Origin of the sequence: Pseudomonas sp. TAE6080, from assembly GCF_018732265.1 — a bacterium.
In the GTDB taxonomy this organism is placed as follows: domain Bacteria; phylum Pseudomonadota; class Gammaproteobacteria; order Pseudomonadales; family Pseudomonadaceae; genus Aquipseudomonas; species Aquipseudomonas brenneri.
In genome coordinates, this window is sequence record NZ_JAHIDY010000042.1 from 16,756 (window position 1) to 35,352 (window position 18,597).

Genomic DNA, 18,597 nt, shown 5'->3' on the forward strand with positions numbered 1-18,597 from the left:
TGCCTGTGCCGCAACTAGTCAGCTTGGCATGGCTTCACGGCTGAATGCATCCACCGCCGACACCAGCCCCTTGGCGGCCAGGGCCACCAGTTCACCGCCTTTCGCAGGTGTTGCCAGCGCCGGGTCGGAACCCATGCGCCCATCCGGGTGGCGGGCCCGGAAGTCCTGGGCTTCGCGGATCGGGTCGGCGGGTGCGATCCGGGGCGAGTAGTCTGCCGTCTTGATCGAATCCGGGTAAGCCCACTGGGTAATCGCGATCTCGGAAGGCGTGGCATGGGTGCCGTGCCCCGTCGGGAACTGCGCGCGCGCCAGTTCGCCAACACCTTCCAGGTCCCACCAGTTGCACAGCTTCAAGGCGAAGCCGGCGGGGCGGCGGGCGAAGCTGGCCTCGGCGTACAACTCGGAAAAGGCTGCTTCAATGGTGGCGATGTTGCCGCCATGGCCATTGAGAAAGAGGATTTTCTCAAAGCCATGGGCCGCCAGGGAGAGGGTCCAGTCGCCAATCGCGGCGATAAACGTCGACGGGCGCAGGGAAATGGTGCCGGGGAACCCGAGGTGATGTTGGGCCATACCGATATTGAACGTCGGGCCGACCAGGATGTCAGCGTCTTTTTGTGCGTGATGGGCAATGATTTCCGGGCACATCCAATCGGTGCCCAACAGGCCGGTGGGGCCATGTTGTTCGTTGGAGCCGATGGGGATCACCACGGTGCGGCTGCGGTCGAGAAATTGGCCAATCTCGATCCACGTTGACTGGTGCAAAAGCATTTCAGGTCCTCTCTCTGGTCAGGCTTGGCCTGCCAGATACTACCTCAACCGGCGCTGGCGATCTGGCGCGGCTTGCAATTGAGGTAGGCCGAGGACTTCAGCCAGCGTTGGTCGGGGTACCAGGAAAACATGAACTGCCCATCCTTGAGCTTGTCCACCACCTGGCGCGCCACTTGCGGGCGCACGGCGGGGCAGCCCTGGCTGCGGCCGATCCGGCCTTCACGCTTGCTCCACTGGGGGCTTACGTAGTCGGCGGCATGGATCACGATGGCGCGGTCGCGGGCCAGGTCATTGAAGCCCGGCTCCAGGCCGTCCATGCGCAGCGAGTAGCCGTGTGCGCCTTGATAGCTTTCCTGAGTGCGGAACAGGCCAAGGCTGGATTGGTGGCTACCTTCGTTGTTGGAGAATTGGGTGGCGAAGTTTTCCCCGGATTTTTGCCCGTGGGCCACCAGGTCGCGCAGCACCAGCTTTTTTTTGCGCAGATCGAATATCCACAGGCGCCGGGCGGTCGAAGGTTGTGAGTAGTCGATCACTGCCAGGCGTTGCGAACGCTCCTGGCCGTTATTGACCGCGCATTGCATCGCGTTGAGGGCGCTTTGGAGGACTGTGGGATTGAGTTCTGGAGCCGAACGCGCCAGGCTGCTATACAAGGTATGAGGTTTGGCATTCTCTGCGAAGGCACCCGTGCAGAACGCGGCCAGGGTGGCGGCGATCAGGCCGAGTCGGCAGTAAAAATTCTGCATTTATCTAGCATCTCCGCCGTGGATTGGAGCTAAGCCATTGTTCAAAAAACACGCATGTTACTTGAGCCTTTGCTTGCTCGTAGCACCATTGGTCGCAACAGCCGATGAAGTGCCGGTCGAGCCGTCAAACCCAGTACAGCTGGCACTTGCGCAGTTGTCGAGTGTTTGCCCCGGTTTGGCTACCCAATTGGATACCACTTCCGAACTGCGGCTGCAGGCTTTTTACCAGCAACAAGGCAATGTCGGCCTCTGGTCAGAGGAAGGGCGCCGAGAGGCATTGCAGGGCCAGTTGCTCTTGCTGGCCGACGACGGCCTGGACCCGGTGCACTATCGACTGCCTGACGCGGCAGCCAGCGCCAATGTGTTGTGTACCGACTTCGAAACCACCCAGCACTATCTGCAAGCCCTGCATGACTTGCATTATGGTCGTCTGCAACAGTCCCTTTACGAACCGCTGTGGCATTCCCAGCCGCCGAGCGAGGACCCGGCCCTCGCTGTGCTGGCCCTGGCTGATACAGGGCTTGCGGACATGCCGGCAGCCTTCGACCAGGCCAGGCCAGGTGCCGCACTGTACCGCAGCCTGCGCAAGGCCTACGCTGCGCAACGCCTGCAACCCTTGCCGCAGTGGGGTGTGGTTGCCGACGGCCCGTTGCTGCGCCCCGGCCGCGAAGACCCCCGGGTGCCCGCACTGGCCCGGCGCCTGCTCAGTGGCGGCTACCTGGCGAGCCTGCCCACAGGCCCGGCCCATCTCTACGGCAACGACCTGGTGACGGCAGTGAAGAGCTTCCAGGCCAGCCATTCGCTGCAAGCCGATGGGGTGATCGGCCCGGGCACGGTGGCGGAGCTCAATGTCAGCCCGGCGGTGCGTCGCGAGCAACTGCGGGTCAACCTCGAACGTTTTCGCTGGCTGGCCCAGGACCTGGAGCCCGATGGCATCCTGGTCAACGTCGCAGCTGCCCAGTTGAGCGTCTACCAGGGCGGTGTTCCCGTGTGGCAGACCCGCTTGCAGGTGGGCCGCGCCGAACGGCAAACACCGCTGCTCAAATCGCGTATCACGCGGTTGACCCTCAACCCCACCTGGACGATCCCGCCGACCATCATGCGCGAGGACAAGCTGCCGGCCATTCGCCTGAACCCGGAGTACTTGCGCCAGCAGAACCTTAAAGTGCTCGACAGCGAAGGCCGCGCCCTGTCGCCCGAGCAGGTGGACTGGTCGCACCCCGGCAATATCCTCCTGCGCCAGGACGCCGGCCCGCGCAACCCGTTGGGCAGGATCGTCCTGCGTTTTCCCAACCCATTCTCCGTCTACCTGCACGATACGCCCAGCCAGCCGTTGTTCAGCAAGGGACCGCGGGCGTTCAGTTCCGGGTGTGTGCGGGTGGAGCAACCGATGGTGCTGCGCGACTTGCTGGTAAACCCGGCGGAAAAGGCGCGGACCGAGGAATTGCTGGCGACCGGGGTGACCCATGAGTTCCGGCTGGCCACGCCGGTCCCGGTGTTGCTGGGCTATTGGACGGTGCAGGTGGATAGCCAGGGCGCGTTGCTGTACGCACCGGATATTTATAGCCGCGACGGTGTGCTGTTGAAGGCCCTGGGTGCTGTCCTGTAGGGGCTACCGTGAAACTGCGCAATATGAGACCCGGTTGGCATCCTTGAAAGAATAACCATCAGATAATTCTGAAAAGCTCAAGAAACCAACCATGCTTGCCGACGTGATGGGTACATACCCAGGAGCGTTCAATATGAGCAGTCAACGTTTGGCAGTTGGTATCAGCCTGTTTCTTGCGCTCGTCAGTGGCAGTGGCCAGGCGGCCACGACGGTGGCCCAAGGCGTTATCCAGTTCCGCGGCAGTATTGTCGAGGCGACGTGCAATGCGGGCGGCGGGGCGGGGTCGACACTGGCCTTGAGTGGTTGCCCGATGTTTGCACCTGGGGGCAACATCGGAGCCTATGGCGTCAAGCCGGTTCGTACGGTCAGTGCGCCGGATCACTCGGCGGTCAAGGTCACGCTGGTGGCCGAAACGACGGGTGATGGCCGTTACTTCGACCGGCAATACCGCTTGAACGATGCAGCGGGCAAACCCCTGCAGTCGGGGGCTTACCTGGTGACGCTGAGTTACCCATAAGGCCAGTCGAAGGCTTGCCGGATGCGCGGTTCCGGCAGGCTGCGGCCTAGCTCAACTGTTCACACAGGAACGCGGTGCTGGCAAGTCTGGAGGTCGGGTGGAATGCCAACAAACGAGTGGCAACCAGCAGATACGCGACCTCTTCTGAAGACATGAAGGCCATGCCTCCCAGGATTTCGAAGGCGCGAGTGCTAATGCGGTTCACGGCGTCCTGTATGGCAAACCGGGTTGCCTGTGCTCGCGCCAAATCACTGCGCAAGAAGCGATTGTCGTCTATCGACGCTGCCAGGCCGCGCAAGGCCATTGTGGCGCCTTGCAGATCGATGAGCAGCAGGGCTCGATCTTCTTGCGAGCCTTTTTTGCCGGTCAATGCACGTGACGCCAACGCCGATGCCATTCCCAGATAGGACGCGCTGGCCAGCAGTTGAAACCAGGTGGCGAACAAATGGTTGCCGGTTCCTTGTTGAGCCTCATCGAGTTGATCATCGACGGCTGCGCTGAAACACATCATGGCTTCGGGAACCATCAAGTTATTGAAGATGACTTCATGGCTGTCAGCCGCCTGCAAATGCGGTACGGACCAGAACTCTTTCCGCTCGATGCTCGGGTCTGCAGCAAATCCCACGCCTATGCCGATTTGGGGCTGGCCTTGAGGACCCATGCAGTTGACGCCAAAGGTGATGAGGTCGAAGTGATGCGTCATGGTGCAAGGTTTCTTGCTGCCGTTGACGAGGTAGCCGCCGAGGGTTTTTTCAACGGCCATTGTCGACGCTAAAATAGGCGTATTCGTGCGCCCTTCGGCAAAGCCTGAGGCAACTAATAAGTTGTCGCGAGCGATCATGGCCAACAAACCCTGAATATCGGGGAAGAAATGCCTGGCGGCCATCATTCCGGCGACAGTGTGGTGATGCATGGTCATCATAATTGCCAGGGACGGACAATGTGCACCGACCCAAGTGTGCAGTTGCGCCATGTCCAATGCACTGGCACCTGCGCCACCCAGCTCTTTACCAATGGTGAGCGCGGGTTGGCCGAACTTTCGAAATAGGTCGGCTAAGCGTTGAGACTCACCATGCTCAAGATCAAGAAGTGAGGCGGTTTCAAGAAAAGATGCCATTTCCGGCATCCATGTGAAGGCAGTGTTTCTTTCTTCTTGTAATAACATATCGATTAAGTTCTTTAAGGTTCAGGAGGAGTGTGCGGGTGTATCTGCCTTCAGGTAATGACGCGCATAGCGGCTGTCCAACTTCGACAGTGGTAACAACATAAAAAAATCAGCTGCATTGTAATCAGGATCCCAGGCGGGCTCGCCACACACCCAGGCGCCGCTGCGCAAATAACCCTTTAACAGCGGAGGCATCTGTGGAATATGTCCACTTTCACGCTCATGCACGGGAAATGGATTGTGCGGGGTCACGCGATATTCGCTGGGGGCAAAGTTTTGCGCGGTCAAGGCGTGATACAACGCTGCGGCATTCTGGCCGCCATCCGCCAGGCTTACGCTGGCGCAACCCACCAGGAAGTCGCAGTGTTCACGTCGCATATACATGGCCAACCCCGTCCATAACAGCATGATGACGCTGCCGCTGCGGTAATTTGGGTGCACGCAGGCATGTCCCGCTTCGGTCATGCGCGGTCGTAAGTGATTCAGGCGACTCAGGTCAAATTCCTGCTCGCAATAATAACGTCCCATACGTTGGGCGGCCGTTGGGCTCATCACACGATAAGTCCCTACCACGCATGATGTCTGAGTGTCGCGTACTATTAAGTGATCACAATAGTCGTCAAACTCATCAATATTCAAACCGCCGGAGTCGACGGGGCCGGAAAGCTGGAAAGTTTCAGTAAAAACTCTATGGCGTAGACGTTGTACTTCACGTATTTCTTGCGGTGTGCTGGCAAGACTTATGGTCAGCTTTGTATGTTTCAAGTTCGCGTGTGAATGGCTGTCACTGGGGGGTGTCATTGATTGCATGCGACTTCCATTTTAGATTTATTTAACCCTGTCTGATAGCGGTCAAAATACTAACGTGCCACTTTTGGCTGTGGCATAAGGAAAGTCTGAAGTGCTCGCAAGCCTATGCGCTGAGAATAAGGCAGGGCCTAATGTCCATGTGAAAAAGGCGCAGGGGAGACGTTTGGAATGTATTCAGTAGGTGGCGATCCGAGCGGTCAATGAGCCGCCTGCAAGCAAGCCGTGAACGTTGTGCCATTGCCCACCTGGGAGCTCACCACCACATCCCCACCATGGGCCTTGGCGATTTCCCGCACGATAAACAACCCCAGCCCGACACTGCGCACCTCGCTGTCCTGGCCGGTGCCTCGGGTCATTGGCTCGAACAGCACGCTCATCAACGCGTCAGCAATCACCGGCCCATGGTTATGGACCGAGAGGCTGGCCCCGTTGTGGTCCAGTCGCGAGGTAATGGTGATCGGGTGTTGCAGGTCGCCATAGGCCACGCTATTGGCCACCAGGTTGCCGATGATTTTCTGCAGGCGGTCGCCATCCAGGCAGGCATCGCCAGCCCCGACGGTGCGATGCACCAGGGTGGCGCGGGGGAAAGCCACCCGCAGCTCAGCCACCGCGCGCCGGGTCACGTCGTGCAGGTCCAGGGGGCTGGGGCTTACGCCGATGCCAACGCCAACCCGAGCCTGGGTGAAGTCCAGCAGGTCGGCGATCATCCGCTGCGCGCGTTCCGACGATTGACCGATATGACCGATCAATTGGGTTTCCTTGGCGGTGCGCTCGCCACGGGCGAGAAAGTCTGCGGCCATCTTGATCGCGGTCAGCGGGTTTTTCAGGTCATGGCTGACGATGGCGACCATTTGCTCGGCAAACAGCGCCCGGCGCTGTGCCTTGATATAGGCCTGGCTGAGTTCGGCCTGGGCATGCTGGAGTGCGGTTTGTGCGGCGGTTTTTTCCAGCAGCAGGGCTTCGGCCAACTTGCGTGCGTTGAGCAGCTCGCGTTCGTACTTGTCGCGGTCGGTGGTGCCGAACAGGGCCAGTTCATGCCGCACGCCGCTGGCATGTTCGCGCTTGACGGCATTGAGCAGGATGGTCACGGCGTGGCCGTCGCGATGGCGCAGGTCGAGTTTGACCTCGGTGATGCTGCCTTGCACCTGCATCAACGGGGCGAGGTGGGTCTGATGAAAAATCCGCCCGCCCATGGTCAACAAATCCTGGAAGCGCCGCCCGTGCAGCTCGGCGACCGGGATGCCCAGCCAATCGCTGAAACACTGGTTTACCCGCAGGATCGTGCCGTCTTCACGGGTGATGGCCAGCGCGCAGGCAGCGCCGTCGAACAGCGCCAAGGGCTCGGGCAACGGGTCATTGGCCATGGATGACTGTCCATGGCACCAGAAAGCCATCCATCGCGTCCGCACAGGCCTGCGCCGCGCTCATGTGCGGGCAATGGCCCACGTTGTCGATCAGGCAGTAGGTGCTGTGGGGCAACACTCGGTGCAGGTACTCGCCGACGCAGACCGGTGCGATCAGGTCGTCGCTCGATTGCAGGATCAGCGTGGGGGTTGCGAGGCCGTCGATGTCGGCGCGGTTATCCGACAAGAACGTTACCCGCGCAAACTGCTTGGCGATCTCGGGCTCGGTGCGGCAGAAGCTGTCGGTCAGTTCTTTACTGAGGGCCGGTTGCCCCGGTGCGCCCATGATCACCGGCGCCATGGTGCTGGACCAGCCCAGGTAGTTGCTGTCGAGGGTGTCGAGCAACGACTGGATGTCTGCGGGCTGGAATCCGCCCACGTAGTCGCCGGTGTCGATGTAGCACGGCGATGGGCCGATCATCACATGGGCGGCGATGCGCCCGGGGGCGGCGCGGTCGGCCAGGGTGCCGATCATCGCGCTGACCGAGTGGCCTACCAGCACCACCGGGCCATGGGCGAACTCATCGATGATTTCGTTCAGATCGGCGGCGTAACCGCCCAGGCAGGCATATTTTTCCTTGTCATAGGCTGCCGGGGCAGACAGGCCGGCGCCTACCAGGTCATACACCACTACGCGAAAGCGCTCGACGAAATAGGGCAGCAGGTAATTCCACATGGCCTGGTTGCAACCAAAACCATGGGAAAACACCAGGGTCGAGGAACCATTGCCCATTACGTTGACGTTGTTGCGATGTCGAAGGTCCATGGGCGCGCTCGTAGTGGCGTGTTGCTATGAGGTTTTGCCGTCAGTTTAGAGAGTCATCCGTATGGGGTCACTAGGTACCGTGTTGATAGGGTAAAGTCGGTGCCTTCAGGATGAAACGTCAGGTAACAAAGTATGCGGCTGTTTTTACGGCAATCGGCCCTGGGCCTGCTACTCATGGTGTTCACCGCACTGGCCTTGGCGCAAACGGCGCCACCGGCACTGGTCAACGTGGCGTTGAACCAGCGGGTGATCGACCTGACCAATACCCTGGATGCCGCGACCCAGCAGCGCCTGACCAACCAGCTTGCGGACCTCGAACAGCGCAAGGGCGCGCAGATCGCCGTGATGCTACTGCCAAGTACCGGCGACGCTGATATTGATGCGTTCACCACCCAACTGTTCCGCGCCTGGAAACTGGGGCGCAAGGGTATCGACGACGGTATTTTGCTGCTGGTGGTCAAGGACGACCGCAAGGTACGGATTGAAGTCGGCTACGGCCTGGAAGGGGTGGTCACGGACCTGTTGAGCCACCGGATTATCGAGGAGCAGCTGACCCCGGCGTTTCGCCAGGGCAATTACGCTGCGGGTGTGCAGCACGCCGTGGATGCCCTGACCATGCTGGTAGAGGGGGAGGACTTGCCGGCGGTAGACGACACCCGGGAGACGATCGATGAGTCTGCGGTGTTGCTGGCGTTGCTCCTCGGCGCTGTTGGTGGGGTGCTGCTGGCCGCGGGCAAGCTGCATTGGCGACGCGGCCTGATCGCGGCCCTGGTGTTGACTGTGCTGCTGACGGCGCTGGCCGCGATCAATGGCAAGGCCTGGCCGTTGTATATGCTGGCACTGCCGTTTTGCATGTCGATCACTGCGGCTATATTTGGCGCATTGTGGCAGGCCAAGGCGGTGTTCTATTGCGTACTGGGGCTGATTGCCTACAGCGTCGGCCTGGGGCTGGTGGATCACTACCTGACGCAAGTGTCCTTCATCAACTGGCTGGCATGGCCGATGGCCGGGTTGGTGGTACTTGGCCTGTACCTGATCCTGTTCATGGTGATGAAAGCTGCCTGGAAAAACAGCCCGCCAAGGTTCTGCTTGCAGTCAGTGATGGTGCTGGGGGTGTATGGCGCGGCGGGCTACTTGCTGGAGCTGGGGCTTGAGGGCTGGCTGTTCGCCTTGCCCATCAGCTCGTTTGCGGCGTTGTTCATCTATGGCCAGGGTACGGGGGGATCGGGCTCCAGTTCCAGCGATCGCTCAAGCTCAAGCTCCAGTTCGAGCTCAAGCTCCGGTGGCGGGTTTTCCGGTGGCGGCGGTTCCAGCGGCGGTGGTGGGGCCTCGGGGAGCTGGTGAAGCCCGGCTTCTGTTCAGAGCGCCATGACCATCTCATGCCACGCCATCCCGCCGTGGTCTGATGCCGAGGGCTGCACATACTGGTAGCCCATGCGCGTGTACAGCGGCACATGCTGTTGCTTGCACATCAGGTGGATGGTTTGCTTGCCCATCACGCGCATCTGCTGCACAAATGCTGTCATCAATTGCGTGGAATACCCCTTGCCCTGATGCGCCGGGTCGACCACCACCGACATGATCACCACATTTGGTGCGTCTGCCGAGTGCCCTATCAATTCCTTGAAGGCCTCGTCCGACATCACCACGTCGTGGGCGCAACCGCCGTTGATAAAGCCTGCGACCTGACCGTCGACTTCCAGGACCAGGAAACCTTCCGGGTACAGGGCGATACGCGTGGCAATCTTCTCCAGGGTTGCGGCTTCATCACCCTCGTAGGCGCTGACTTCGATCTCGTAACAGCGGTTGGCATCTGCCGGGGTGGCGTTGCGTAGGGTGAGGGTGGGCATGGCGGTTCCTGGGCTGGGCGGTTGAGCGAGGGGCTGCATGATAGCGGGGGAGGTGTACTGACGAAAATCCCCTAGGTAAGACTCGCCCACTGTAGATGCCGGCAAGTCGGCACCTACAAGGACGCGCTGTATTTGACGGCTGCCGCCGCCCGCGATGGTACGTTCAGGCTTCTCAGCAATCCCGATACATGGATGCGCACGGTAAACGGCGAAATATCCAGGGCCTTGGCGATTTCCTTGTTGGTCTTGCCTTGGGCGATCAGCCGCAATACGTCTTGCTGGCGCGCGGTCAGGGTGTTGGTGTCCAGCGGCAACAGCCCCGAGGGTGCGAACTTGACCAGCACCTCGCCCTGGCGAATGGCGAGCAGGGCCTGGCCGATTTCTTCGGGGGCGATGTTTTTGCCGATAAAACCATCGGCGCCCATCGCCATCACCTGTTCGATCAACTGCGGGTCATCGACCATCGATACCACGATCAACGTAGTGCGCCGCAGTTGCTGGCGCAGCTCGCCCAACTGGCTGATGCAGGTCAGGCCCGGGAAGCGCAGGTCGAGGATCAGCGTGTCGACTTCGCCGCCGGTGTTGAGCATTTCCAACACCGTGTCCAGGTCGCCCGCCTGTTCCACGCAGGCCTCGGGCAGCAGGCGTTGCACGGTACGCAGCATGCCCTCGCGAAACATCGGGTGATCGTCGGCGATAATGATCCGGCATGTCATGGGGTGCTCCTCCCTGGGGCCAGGTTGTCCTGTGGCGTGCTACTTTAACACTCTGCTCAGCGCCTGCCTCCCAGGCGTGCAGATATGACGATGACCGTACAAGGACGTTGCCCATGAAGTTCGTGAAAGACGCCGAACTGGACCAAGCTAACCTGCGCATTGTGGTTGCCGCCATAGCCCTGGTTTACATCGGCCTGCTGGGTTTTCTGCCGGGGCAATCGGTGGCGCGCTATGTGCCGGTGATGATCTATATTGGCCTGTTCCTGCTGGTCTCGATTGTGCTGCGCCAGGTAATCGCACGCTGGCCGGGGCATTACCCGGCACGGCGGATTTTCGGGATGATCCACGACTACACTGGCACCTCGTTCGGCCTGGTGGTGGGCGGGGAGGCGGCGCTGCCGCTGTATGCGGTGATGGTCTGGGTCAACCTCGGCAACGGCATGCGCTATGGCTCGCGCTACTTGGCGATTGCTACGGGCCTGGCATTGCTGGCGCTGCTGATCGTGTATCGGCTGACACCGTTGTGGCAGGCACAACCGTTTATGGTGTTGATGCTGATGATCACCAGCACGGTGATCCCGATCTACGCCCACCTGTTGCTGGAGCGCACGCGCAAGGCGTCTGAAGAAGCCATCGCCGCCAATCTGGAAAAGTCGCGCTTCCTGGCCCAGGCCAGCCATGATCTGCGCCAGCCCATTCACTCCATCGGCCTGTTTACCGCGTGTCTGCGCGAAGCACGACTGGGCGATGAAGAGCGGCGCCTGGTCGACAATATCGACCGTTCGCTGCTCAACGTATCGCAGTTGTTCCGCTCCATCCTTGATCTCTACACCTTGGACAACGGCCGGCTGCTGCCCAAATACCAAGCGGTTCACTTGGGCGAGTTGCTCGCCGACCTGGTGCGCCAGAACGCCGAAGCCGCGCGTTGGGCCGGGGTGGAACTGCGTTTGCGGCCATGCGCCCATTGGGTCAGGGTCGACCCGGCACTGCTGGCGACCATGGTGCAGAACGTGCTTTCCAATTGCTTTAAATATGGCGGCCAGCACCCGGTGCTGATCGGTGTTCGCAAGCGCGGCGACGGGGTCGTGATAGACATTCATGACCAGGGGCGGGGGATTGCCGAAGAACATCTGCCCAAGGTCTTTGAAGAGTTCTATCGCGTGCGTCAACAGCGGGACAAAGACGTTGAGGGCGTCGGCCTGGGGTTGTCCATCGTCAAGCGCCTGGGCCAGTTGATGGAGCTGGACGTGGTGTTGCGTTCACGGGTTGGCCGTGGCACCTCCGTCAGCCTGCGGGGCTTGCCCCTGGCGGTAGCATCCCGGCCGATGCTGGCTCGCGACGACGCGCGTCAGGTTGGACTGCTGACCGGGTTGAAAGTGTGCCTGGTGGAAGATGACCACAACGTGCTGCTGGCCACCCAGGCCTTGCTGGAACGCTGGGGCTGTGAAGTGCAGGCCGAATCCTCAGGGCACAACCTGGTCAGTGATTGCGACATCATCGTCGCCGACTATGACCTGGGCAATCAGGCCACCGGTATCGAGTGCATCGACCATCTGCGCCAGCAACGCGGTTGGGCGGTGCCGGCGCTGATCCTCACCGGGCACGACGTAGAGAAGATCCAGGCGGCATTGCATGATCGCCAGATCGCGATCCTCTCCAAGCCCGTGCGCCCCGCTGAGCTGCGGGGTACGCTACGAGCGCTCAGCCAGCAGGCGGCAGTCAGTTAAACGGCATCAGCGGGTTGCCACGGGCACCCTTGGGTTGGCAGTAGGCGGCGGGTTTCATCAAGCCGAAGCTGGCCACGGCAAACATCCCGCCGCTGGCACCGCTGGGCACGGAGCAGTTGTAGTCGCCGGACGCGGTGCTGGCGATGTAATAGGTGGTCATGGAGTCGCTGCGAACATTGGAAACACGCTTGACCGGCTCGCCGAGGTTGGTTTCCGAGAGGGTCTTGAGATGGTCTTCGGTGGGCTTGATATTGCTGCAACCGGCAACGCCGATCATCAGGGCGCCCAGCAGGGCAAGGCGGGTGACAGGGGAGTGCAGTTTCATGGCGCTTCTTCCTTGGGGTTGTTTTGGTTTTTTCAACGCACAACGATCCCTTGCACGGCGGGTTCGACGTGCTGGCGGGGAGCATTGGGGTTGCCGGGGAATATAGCGCCGGGTGCTTGCGGGGTCGATTAGCACAAGTGTGCTAATGGCACCTTGAGGTCACTGCAAACAGGTTTATTCAGGGAGATTCGAATGCTGCACATCAGACGCGCTACTCACGACGACGGCCCCATCGCCTTCGACATCCGCTTGCAGGCGATCCGTAGCCAATGCATCGGCGCCTACACCGCCGAGCAGATGCTGACCTGGACCCGTGGCGCGGCGGAGGACGGCTATAGCGCGCTGATGGACAAGCCGTTCTACCTGGGTTGCGTCGACGGTGAGCCGGTCGCTACCGGCATGCTCGACCCGGACCATCGGGAAGTCGGTGCACTGTTTGTACTGCCCGGTTTTACCGGGCGCGGGTTTGGCGGGCAGATGCTTGAGCACCTGGAGCAGGTGGCGCTGGAGTTGGGGATTGCGCAGGTGGTGCTGGATGCAACCTTGAATGCCGCGCAGTTCTATCGCAGCCGGGGTTACGAAGGCTGCGAGCAGTCCATCTATCATTCGCCCACGGGGCTGGATCTGGCGTGTATCCCGATGGTCAAGCGCCTGTCCCCTTGAACGCTTCACGCAGGCGCTCAATCACTGTCGGTACCGAGAGCCCGGCAGTGGCTGGCGGCGTCGGGTTCTCACCGAATTCGCGCCAGATAAACAGAGTGAGTTCAGCCCCATCCGTCAACGATTGCCCGGAGCTGCCAGCGCCGAAGTTTTGCAGGACCCGGTAGCGTTCATCCTGCCAGAACAGGGTCTCGACCCAGTCATAGACCGGGATCAAATGAAAGTGCAACGGGAAGCCGGGCATATGCCCAAAGCGGCTGATATACAGCCATTTGGGTTGCAGTTGCGCTTGCATCACCCGCTGGGTTTTCGCCAGCAGGCCGCCCAGTTCCGCCAGGGCCGCGTCCGGCAGGTCAGGCAGTGAGCTGATCGGCATCTTGGCCCCCAGCATCAAATAACCGGGCAGGGCCGAGGCCAAGTGATGGTTGAGCAGCCAGTGCTCGGTTTCGTGGAGGATATGGGATGGGGCAATGTGCATGGTTGGGCACCTGGCAGGTCGGACCGGCAGGATACCAAGGGCAAATCCTGGATCCCATCGGTGCTGACGGCAGGGATTAGTTATCAGGTTGGCGGGGGGGGGCCTAAAATCACAAACAAAGCAAGGCGGTCTGACAGCCGACCTGATCGTTGAAGCGTACGCGTTCCCTGTGGGAGCTGGCTTGCCTGCGATGGTCGCTAACGATGACGGAGGAATACCTGACACCCTGCGGCGGTCTTACTGACGCCATCGCAGGCAAGCCAGCTCCCACAGGGGGATGCAGCTCCGCGCTTTGGCTCTGCTTTTGATCTTGGGCGCCCCTGCGGATCAGTGATGCATGTGCTCGCCGTCAGCGCTGCCCAGGCTGCGGGCAGGGGCCTGGACCTGAATGTCCTGCTTCTCGCCCTTGGCATTTTCCACGGTCAGGGTCAGCGGCACCTGGTCACCTTCCTTGATCTGGCCCGTCAGGCCCATGAGCATCACGTGATAACCCTCGGGATCGAGCTTCACCGCCTGGCCGGCCGGCAGGGCCACGGCGTCCACCGGGCCCATGCGCATGACGTCGTCCTTCATGCTCATCTCATGAATCTGCACATCCTTGGCCACCGGCGACTTGACGCTGAGCAGCTTGCTGTCGCTGTCGGCGGTCAGGGTCATGAACGCCCCGCTCGAATGCTGGCCCGGCACGGTGGCGCGGGCCCAGGCGTCGCTGATCTGGACCTGGGCGCTGGCGTGGGCGGCAAGGCCCAGCAGGGAAAGACCGAGGGCGATGCGCTTGAGGGTTTGGACAGCAGTCATTAGCAGACCTCCATGACGGTGAGCAGGTCTTCTGCGCACTCTTTGGCGTTAAGGGATGCCGACAGGCCCAGGCGCAGGTTGCTGCGGGTGTCGAACACAAAACTGGTGGCGGTGTGGGACAGGGTATAGGTGTCGCCGGCGGGGATCTTTTCATAAAAGATCCCGAACTCCTTGGCGGCCACGGCGATTTCTTCCGGGGTGCCGTAGAGTGCTTCGAAGCTGGGGTCGAAGGCCTTGACGTAGGCGTCGAGCACCTGGGGCGTGTCGCGTTCCGGGTCCAGGGTGATGAAGATCACCTGCATGATTTCGCCGTCGCGGCCCATCAGCTTCTTGGCCTGGGCCATGCGCGCCAGGGTGGTAGGGCACACAGCCGGGCACTGGGTGAAACCGAAGAACACCACCGGCATCAGGCCGCGGAACGAGGTCAGGGTCACGGTTTCGCCGGCCGTGTTCTTGAGCTTGAACGTGCGGCCCATGATCTTGTTGCTCAGGTCCTTGCCGTACTTGAAGTTCAGCTTGGGGCCGGTGTCGCAGCCGCTCAACAGGCCCAGGCCCAGCAGGCCCATACCGGTAAGGACCTTGCGACGGGTGAATAACGTACTCATGAAAGGGGCGTCCCGTGAAGCGCCTGACGGCTGCGCATAACAGGTCAGTCAGGCTTTGAAAAGCGGTGAGCAGGAAGAGTGAATAGTCTACCGATCTTGATCACGCTTGATAATCTGCGACGTTCTGCCACAGGGGCGGTGGCCACCTTACCAGCCAAGGGGGTGATTGCGTCTGTGGCACACTGTCGCAGACATCGGCAAAGGCCCGCCGCACAAGGCTTGGGGCAAATGTATCAACGATTATCAGGGCCCTTGACCCGCATCAAGGCAGCGCTTGCTCGCTGTAGGGCACAGTCACGGTACAAGGACCGGCCACCGTGAGGCTCTGATGCTCTATCTCCTGTTCCTGCTGGCCCATCTGTTCGCCGCGCTGATTTTCATCGGCACGGTGTTCTTTGAAGTGTTGATCCTCGCCAGTGTGCACAAGCAACTGCCGGCCCGCGTCATGTTGCTGGTGGAGCAGGGCATTGGTCGCCGGGCCAGGGCCTTGATGCCGTGGGTGCTGCTGGTACTGTTCGGCGCCGGCATCGGCATGGTCTGGCTGCGCTACCTGCCGGTGCTGGCCGCGCCGTCGAGTTCGGCATTCGGCGCGTTGCTGACCCTCAAGCTGATCCTGGCCGCCAGTGTGCTGATGCATTTTTTGCTGACGGTGTGGTTGATGCGCCGTGGGCGGGTCAGCGCGGCCTATCTGCGCTTTGTCCATCTGAGCCTGTTCTGCCATATGGTCGCCATTGTGTTGCTGGCCAAGGGCATGTTCTACATCACCTGGTAATCGTCGGCGCTTGATGCATATCAAGGTGCGCTGTCCGGTCGCACCGCACAATGACCCACCGTAGCCAGACCCGGAGGCCGTCATGCTCACTGTCATTCATCCCGCCCGCGAGTGGCGCCTGCGCCGTGACCAAAGCGTGCTGGACCAGGGTCAGGTAGATATCGGCAGATTTCACTCGGGCATCGGCTCCCTCGACCTGCTGCGCGCCTTGCGCAGCAGCCGCCAGCGGCAACGGCCCCTGGCGCTGAACCTGCAATGGCCGGCTGGCCTGGTGGCCGATGATTACCTGGGCGCGCTGGAGCAGGAGATCCACCTGGTCGGTTGCCATGTGGGCGGTCGGCAACCGGTGGATCAATTCCATCTGGGCGGCGCCACACCGGCGATTGCCGACCTGCAACGCTTGATGGCGCACCTGCGCAGCCGCCTGCACTTTCTTGAGCACGACCAGGGTGACTACAGCCTCGATCTCGACCCACTGCATACCGACTGGGCGACCATGGGCCTGCTGCGCGAGATGGGGTTCAACCACATCAACATCGGCGTGCCGGATGCCAATGCCGAGGCCACGCCATCGGTGGCCGGCTATCAGGACCCGGCGCCGATCCAGTCGCTGATCGATGCGGCGCGCACCTTCGGCTTTCGCTCGGTGAATGTCGACCTGGGCTATGGGCACGCCTGGCAGACCTGCGACAGCTTTGAAGCCAAGCTGGCCAGCCTGATCGCCCTGGAGCCGGACCGCCTGCAAGTGTTCGACTATGCCCAGGCCCCACGGCGCTACCAGCAGCAGCCACGGCGTGCGCTGTCGTCGAATGCGGACAAATGTGGCATGCGTCGCATCGCTTTCCTGCGCCTGGAAACCGCCGGTTATCACTACATTGGCCTGGGCCAGTTCGTACGCCCCGACGATGACCTGGCACTGGCCCAGGAGCGCGGGCACCTGAGTCGCAATTGCCAGGGGTTTACCCGTCACGGCTACTGCGACCATATCGGCTTTGGCCTGGGCGCGATCAGCCAACTCGACACCTTGTATGCGCAAAACACCGACGACCTGGCGCGCTATCGGCAGCAGTTGGACAACGACCTGTTGCCCACCGCCCGCGGCTGGCGCTGTGAGGCGGGCGACCAGATCCGCCAGCATGTCATGGAGCGCCTGGCCTGTGACCTGGAGCTGGATATCCAGGCCCTGGAGCGCCGCTATGGGGTGATTTTTCCCCGCTATTTCTCGGCGATCTGGCCGCTGCTGGAGCATCTGCACCAGGACGGCCTGATCGACTTGTCCGAGCGTTTCCTCTGTGTGCTGCCGGCTGGCCGGCACCGGGTCGAAGCCCTCTGCGCGCTGTTTGACCGGGCCGCCAGTGCTGTCCCTCCTTGCTCCAACGATGAGACCATCGACCATGAAAGCGTTTGAGTTCAACCGGGCCCTGGTGCAGAAATACGACCGCCCGGGGCCGCGCTACACCTCGTACCCGACTGCGCCGCAGTTTCACTCAGCCTTTGCCCTGGACGATTACCAACAGGCGGTCGCGGCCAGCAACCACGCGGTGGCGCCCAAGGCGTTGTCGGTGTATATCCACGTCCCGTTCTGCCAGAGCCTTTGCTACTACTGCGGCTGCCACAAGATCATCACGCGCAAGACCCACCGCGCGGTGGAATACCTGAGCTACCTCAAGCGTGAAATCCAGATGCAGGCGGCGCTGTTCGACCGCACGCGGCCGCTGACCCAGTTGCACCTGGGGGGCGGTACGCCGACCTACCTGGACGATGGGCAACTGGCCGAGTTGATGGACTGCCTGGCCCAAGGGTTCAGCCTGGATACCAGTGATCGCCATGAGTTTTCCATTGAAGTGGACCCGCGCACCATCAGTGTCGAGCGGATCCACAACTTGCGCGGGCTGGGTTTCAATCGCCTGAGTTTTGGCGTGCAGGACTTTGATGCGGATGTGCAGGCGGCAGTCAACCGTGTGCAGAGCGAAGAGCAGATCGTGCAACTGGTCTCGGCGGCGCGTGAGGCGCGGTTCAAGTCGATCAGCGTAGATCTGATCTATGGCCTGCCGTTGCAGACCGTGGCCAGTTTCGACGTGACCCTGGGCAAGCTGATTGCCTTGCGTCCCGACCGCGTGGCGGCCTACAGCTACGCGCACCTGCCGACACAAATCCGTGCCCAGCGCATGATTCGCCCCGAAGACATGCCACCGCCGGAGCGCAAGCTGGAATTGCTGGAGTTGACCATTCGCCGGCTGACCGAGGCCGGTTATGTGTATATCGGCATGGATCACTTTGCCTTGCCCGACGATGAACTGGCCCTGGCCCGGGCCAATGGCACCTTGCAGCGTAATTTCCAGGGCTACTCGACCCATGCCGATTGCGACCTGATCGGGCTCGGTGTCTCGGCCATCGGCAAGGTGGGCGACAGCTACAGCCAGAGCGTCAAGGAGTTGTCCCAGTACTACGCACGTATCGACGCCGGCTTGTTGCCGGTGCAGCGCGGCTACCGCCTGAACGCGGATGACGTGCTGCGTCGCGACGTGATCAACGGCCTGATGTGCCACGGGCGTATTGACTTTGCCGGGGTCGAGGCGGGGCACGCGATCCAGTTTACCGAGTACTTCGCTCAGGCCCTGTCGCGCCTCGATGAGCAAGTGGCGGATGGTTTGCTGCATATCCAGGACGATGCCGTGCAACTGCTGCCCCAGGGGCAATTGATGGTGCGCAGCGTGGCGATGGCGTTTGATGCGTACTTGGGCGGGCAGCAGAAGGGCCAGTTTTCCCGCACGGTCTGACCTGTGCTAATACCAACTGTAGGAGCGAGCTTGCTCGCGAAAAACTTAACGACAACGCGTTTACCCAGGCAACCCGCGTTATCGTTGACGACCTTCGCGAGCAAG

20 protein-coding genes are annotated in these 18,597 nt (G+C 61.3%); 8 read left to right on the forward strand and 12 right to left on the reverse strand.

Annotated elements, in window-relative coordinates; translation table 11 throughout:
* Positions 1 to 18: 18 nt before the first annotated feature.
* Positions 19 to 768, reverse strand: coding sequence for a creatininase family protein (locus KL786_RS24275; protein ID WP_215519230.1), 750 nt, complete (start codon positions 766 to 768; stop codon positions 19 to 21).
* 44 nt (positions 769 to 812) lie between these two features.
* Complete coding sequence (locus KL786_RS24280) at positions 813 to 1,511, reverse strand: murein L,D-transpeptidase catalytic domain family protein (RefSeq protein WP_215519231.1); 699 nt, start codon at positions 1,509 to 1,511, stop codon at positions 813 to 815.
* Positions 1,512 to 1,548: 37 nt separating this feature from the next.
* On the opposite strand from KL786_RS24280, the gene KL786_RS24285 reads away from it, so the two are divergent.
* A complete protein-coding gene (locus KL786_RS24285) occupies positions 1,549 to 3,120 on the forward strand; it encodes a L,D-transpeptidase family protein (RefSeq protein WP_215519232.1) in 1,572 nt (523 codons plus the stop codon).
* A 133-nt stretch (positions 3,121 to 3,253) separates the two neighbouring features.
* Positions 3,254 to 3,637 (forward strand): type 1 fimbrial protein, encoded by a 384-nt coding sequence (locus KL786_RS24290; RefSeq protein ID WP_215519233.1) that lies wholly within the window; start codon positions 3,254 to 3,256, stop codon positions 3,635 to 3,637.
* A 46-nt stretch (positions 3,638 to 3,683) separates the two neighbouring features.
* Here the strand turns inward: KL786_RS24290 and KL786_RS24295 are convergent, their stop codons facing one another.
* From KL786_RS24295 to KL786_RS24310, 4 genes are all read right to left on the reverse strand, one after another.
* Positions 3,684 to 4,802 carry an acyl-CoA dehydrogenase family protein gene (locus KL786_RS24295; protein ID WP_215519234.1) on the reverse strand — a complete coding sequence of 373 codons (1,119 nt, stop codon included), beginning with the start codon at positions 4,800 to 4,802 and terminating at the stop codon, positions 3,684 to 3,686.
* Positions 4,803 to 4,823: 21 nt separating this feature from the next.
* Positions 4,824 to 5,612, reverse strand: a complete 789-nt coding sequence (locus KL786_RS24300) for a GNAT family N-acetyltransferase (protein ID WP_252193842.1) — start codon at positions 5,610 to 5,612, stop codon at positions 4,824 to 4,826.
* 197 nt (positions 5,613 to 5,809) lie between these two features.
* Positions 5,810 to 6,976 (reverse strand): PAS domain-containing sensor histidine kinase, encoded by a 1,167-nt coding sequence (locus tag KL786_RS24305; protein ID WP_215519235.1) that lies wholly within the window; start codon positions 6,974 to 6,976, stop codon positions 5,810 to 5,812.
* Positions 6,966 to 7,781: an alpha/beta fold hydrolase gene (locus KL786_RS24310; protein WP_215519236.1), complete on the reverse strand. Its 816-nt coding sequence runs from the start codon at positions 7,779 to 7,781 to the stop codon at positions 6,966 to 6,968. The genes KL786_RS24305 and KL786_RS24310 overlap by 11 nt, the downstream gene beginning before the upstream one ends.
* A gap of 132 nt (positions 7,782 to 7,913) precedes the next feature.
* Between KL786_RS24310 and KL786_RS24315 the strand changes: the two genes are divergently transcribed.
* Positions 7,914 to 9,125 (forward strand): TPM domain-containing protein, encoded by a 1,212-nt coding sequence (locus KL786_RS24315; RefSeq protein WP_215519237.1) that lies wholly within the window; start codon positions 7,914 to 7,916, stop codon positions 9,123 to 9,125.
* A gap of 14 nt (positions 9,126 to 9,139) precedes the next feature.
* Here KL786_RS24315 and KL786_RS24320 read toward each other — a convergent pair whose 3' ends face one another.
* On the reverse strand, positions 9,140 to 9,631 hold the full coding sequence (locus KL786_RS24320) for a GNAT family N-acetyltransferase (RefSeq protein ID WP_215519238.1): 492 nt from the start codon (positions 9,629 to 9,631) through the stop codon (positions 9,140 to 9,142).
* Positions 9,632 to 9,744: 113 nt separating this feature from the next.
* A complete protein-coding gene (locus KL786_RS24325) occupies positions 9,745 to 10,347 on the reverse strand; it encodes a LuxR C-terminal-related transcriptional regulator (RefSeq protein ID WP_215519239.1) in 603 nt (200 codons plus the stop codon).
* A 113-nt stretch (positions 10,348 to 10,460) separates the two neighbouring features.
* Between KL786_RS24325 and KL786_RS24330 the strand changes: the two genes are divergently transcribed.
* Positions 10,461 to 12,074 (forward strand): ATP-binding response regulator, encoded by a 1,614-nt coding sequence (locus KL786_RS24330; RefSeq protein ID WP_215519240.1) that lies wholly within the window; start codon positions 10,461 to 10,463, stop codon positions 12,072 to 12,074.
* Here the strand turns inward: KL786_RS24330 and KL786_RS24335 are convergent.
* A complete protein-coding gene (locus KL786_RS24335) occupies positions 12,067 to 12,399 on the reverse strand; it encodes a hypothetical protein (RefSeq protein WP_032860946.1) in 333 nt (110 codons plus the stop codon). The two genes, KL786_RS24330 and KL786_RS24335, sit on opposite strands and share 8 nt — an antisense overlap.
* Before the next feature lie 192 nt (positions 12,400 to 12,591).
* On the opposite strand from KL786_RS24335, the gene KL786_RS24340 reads away from it, so the two are divergent.
* Positions 12,592 to 13,062 carry a GNAT family N-acetyltransferase gene (locus KL786_RS24340; protein WP_215519241.1) on the forward strand — a complete coding sequence of 157 codons (471 nt, stop codon included), beginning with the start codon at positions 12,592 to 12,594 and terminating at the stop codon, positions 13,060 to 13,062.
* Here the strand turns inward: KL786_RS24340 and KL786_RS24345 are convergent.
* The 3 genes from KL786_RS24345 to KL786_RS24355 form a co-directional block, all read right to left on the reverse strand.
* Complete coding sequence (locus KL786_RS24345) at positions 13,043 to 13,537, reverse strand: HIT family protein (RefSeq protein WP_215519242.1); 495 nt, start codon at positions 13,535 to 13,537, stop codon at positions 13,043 to 13,045. The two genes, KL786_RS24340 and KL786_RS24345, sit on opposite strands and share 20 nt — an antisense overlap.
* Positions 13,538 to 13,864: 327 nt before the next feature.
* Positions 13,865 to 14,335 carry a copper chaperone PCu(A)C gene (locus tag KL786_RS24350; protein WP_215519243.1) on the reverse strand — a complete coding sequence of 157 codons (471 nt, stop codon included), beginning with the start codon at positions 14,333 to 14,335 and terminating at the stop codon, positions 13,865 to 13,867.
* The gene (locus KL786_RS24355) at positions 14,335 to 14,940 is read right to left on the reverse strand and encodes an SCO family protein (protein WP_032860942.1); all 606 of its coding nucleotides are present in this window, start codon (positions 14,938 to 14,940) and stop codon (positions 14,335 to 14,337) included. Before KL786_RS24355 ends, KL786_RS24350 begins: the two co-directional genes overlap by 1 nt.
* Before the next feature lie 328 nt (positions 14,941 to 15,268).
* On the opposite strand from KL786_RS24355, the gene KL786_RS24360 reads away from it, so the two are divergent.
* From KL786_RS24360 to hemN, 3 genes are all read left to right on the forward strand, one after another.
* Entirely contained in the window at positions 15,269 to 15,712 is a 444-nt protein-coding gene (locus tag KL786_RS24360) for a CopD family copper resistance protein (RefSeq protein WP_215519244.1), read from the forward strand.
* A gap of 82 nt (positions 15,713 to 15,794) precedes the next feature.
* Positions 15,795 to 17,120 carry an oxygen-independent coproporphyrinogen III oxidase gene (locus KL786_RS24365; protein ID WP_215519245.1) on the forward strand — a complete coding sequence of 442 codons (1,326 nt, stop codon included), beginning with the start codon at positions 15,795 to 15,797 and terminating at the stop codon, positions 17,118 to 17,120.
* A complete protein-coding gene (hemN, locus tag KL786_RS24370; RefSeq protein WP_252193843.1) occupies positions 17,107 to 18,492 on the forward strand; it encodes an oxygen-independent coproporphyrinogen III oxidase in 1,386 nt (461 codons plus the stop codon). Before KL786_RS24365 ends, hemN begins: the two co-directional genes overlap by 14 nt.
* The last annotated feature ends 105 nt before the right edge of the window (positions 18,493 to 18,597 follow it).